The sequence below is a fragment of the Synechococcus sp. B60.1 genome (assembly GCF_047462555.1).
In the GTDB taxonomy this organism is placed as follows: Bacteria; Cyanobacteriota; Cyanobacteriia; order Thermostichales; family Thermostichaceae; genus Thermostichus.
Genome location: NZ_JANSJN010000174.1, coordinates 1 through 2,367, shown reverse-complemented (window position 1 = coordinate 2,367; position 2,367 = coordinate 1). Strand labels below are relative to the sequence as shown.

At 60.3% G+C, this 2,367-nt stretch carries 2 protein-coding genes; one reads left to right on the top strand and one right to left on the bottom strand.

What is annotated here, in order from left to right:
* Positions 1-124: 124 nt before the first annotated feature.
* Positions 125-1,360, top strand: a complete 1,236-nt coding sequence (tyrS, locus tag NW863_RS12765; RefSeq protein WP_414366811.1) for a tyrosine--tRNA ligase — start codon at positions 125-127, stop codon at positions 1,358-1,360.
* Between the two features lie 51 nt (positions 1,361-1,411).
* Here tyrS and NW863_RS12760 read toward each other — a convergent pair whose 3' ends face one another.
* Positions 1,412-2,128, bottom strand: coding sequence for a hypothetical protein (locus NW863_RS12760; RefSeq protein ID WP_414366809.1), 717 nt, complete (start codon positions 2,126-2,128; stop codon positions 1,412-1,414).
* Positions 2,129-2,367: the final 239 nt, after the last annotated feature.

Genomic DNA, 2,367 nt, shown 5'->3' with positions numbered 1-2,367 from the left:
GCAGAGGAAGAGACAAAAATCTCGCCGTAAAGCGGATGGGGAAACCCCACCCGCCTGCGCGGTGGGGTAGTTCATAATAGCCCATGGTGCTCATCAAGCCAAGTGGATGGAGCCAACTTCGAAAATGTCTCTAACTGCCGTCTCGTCAGCCCAGGGGGATCCTCGCATCGCCGAGATCGCCCAGCGGGGGGTGGCCGAGATCTTCCCAGGGGGGGCGGCAGCTCTGGTGGAGCGCCTGGCCACAACGGATCGCCCTTTGCGGGTGAAGCTAGGCATCGATCCCACGCGGCCAGATCTACACCTGGGCCACGCGGTGGTTTTGCGCAAGCTGCGCCAATTCCAGGATGCCGGCCATGTGGCCATTTTGCTCATCGGGGATTTTACGGCGCTGGTGGGGGATCCCACTGGCCAGTCGGAGGCCCGCCCCCGCCTGACACCGGCAGAAGTGGAGGAAAACGCCCGCACCTATCTGGAGCAGGCTGCCAAGATCTTGGACTTTGCGACCCCTGGCCGGCTGGAGGTGCGCCGCAACAGCGAGTGGCTGGCCCGCCTCACCCTGAGCGAGCTAATCGAGCTGCAGGCCCAGATGACGGTGGGGCAGATGTTGGCCAAAGAAGACTTTGCCCAGCGCTACCAAGCTGGAACACCGGTGTACTTGCACGAATTTCTTTACCCCCTCCTGCAGGGTTACGACTCGGTGGCCCTCGAAGCTGACGTGGAGCTGGGGGGAACTGACCAGCGCTTTAACCTCCTGGTTGGCCGGGAGCTGCAGCTTTGGAAGGGCCAAACGCCGCAGCTTTGCCTGACAGTGCCGCTTTTGGAGGGCTTGGATGGCTACCAGAAAATGTCCAAGTCCAAAAACAACTACGTGGGCCTGACCGAGGATCCCCTCACCATGTACTCCAAGCTGGAGAAGGTGCCGGATCACCTGGTGGAGCGGTATTTTGAGTTGCTCACGGCGGTGCCCCCCTCAGAGCTGCCGGCGGATCCCCGTCAGCGCCAGATTCTCCTAGCCAAAACTCTGGTGGCCCAATTTCACTCCCCTGAGGCGGCGGAAGAGGCGCAGCGCACCGCCCAGGCCCTGGTGTTGCAAGGCAATCTCGTCGAGGCAGGATCCATCCCCACCTTTGCCGTCGAGGGCTTGTCTTACCCGGCAAAACTCAGCTACATCCTGCGCGAGTCCGGCCTGTGCAAGAGCGCCGCCGAGGCCCGTCGGCAAATCCAAGGAGGCGCCGTGCGGCTGGACGGACAAAAAGTGGAGGATCCCGACTTGGAGTTTGCCAACGCTTCTGACCTGGTCGGGCGGGTTCTCCAGGTGGGCAAGAAGGCCTTCCGCCGCTTGGTGGTGGGCCCAGAGTAGTCAGCCCCCAACCCCTCTCCCTTGATGGGACTGGGAAGGGGGGATCAACCATTAACGGGTGGGGGTGGGCTTGAAGCCGAGCCCGGCTTTTTTCTGCTTGGTCTTGGCTGGGGGATTGGACAGCGGTGAAGCCAACAAGGTTTGCGGGAAAACGGGCTCCGCCTTGGGCCGGATCGATCTCGCCTCCGCCACAACCTCAGCGAGCTTCTGCCGCACCAGCTCTTGGGTCTCCAAGATATTGGGATCCGCCGCCCATTCCGGGGCTTCCCTGACCGGATCGTCTTCGGAAGTAAATTCCAAGTCGTAAACCTCGTTGCGGTAATCGGGGCTGAAGCACTCCCAGGCGCGCAAACTGTAGAAGTAGGGGAATAGCCGCACCATGCGCTCGATATCTAGGTGTGCTGCAAAGCAACAAAAAGCCTCTTCTTCAGAGACCGGAAACGGCGCGTAGTGCTCGGAAACAAACCACTGCAAAAACTTGCGCGCCTCCGGAACAACCTGCTCTGGGGCCATGGATCCCAGCACCGCTACGTTGAAGCAGTTGACCAAAAGGTGCTCCAGGAGCACGGCGTTGTACTCGGCAAAGCAGGTTTGCTCGCGGCTTTCTACCGGCTGCCAGGGCATGTTGCCGTTGGCGGCGATAAACAGATGCACCAAGTCATGCGAGGGATTGGTTTGAATGGCGCCGTGCCCCTCCAGCTTGGCCCCGTCACAGCTAAAGATTTGGTACTGCGGGCTCCAGTAGAACTTCAGTTGCTTGGCCGCCATGTCCGACCGTCCTCCTCACCCAGAGGGATCCCTCTAGAGCTTACACCCGCAGGCGGGCTACAGGCACCTCTGCAGGGACAATCGCCGTCGCCCCTGCCCTGCCCCAAATGAAGACAGAGAAGGTTTCCTATGGGTTCTTTTCTCCGCGATGCTCCTGGGTTTTTCTCATGGTAGGTTTACGCTGCTGTCCTCAAGCTTGTCTGTGTTATCGGCTATATTCTTCAGGTTTCAACAATGCA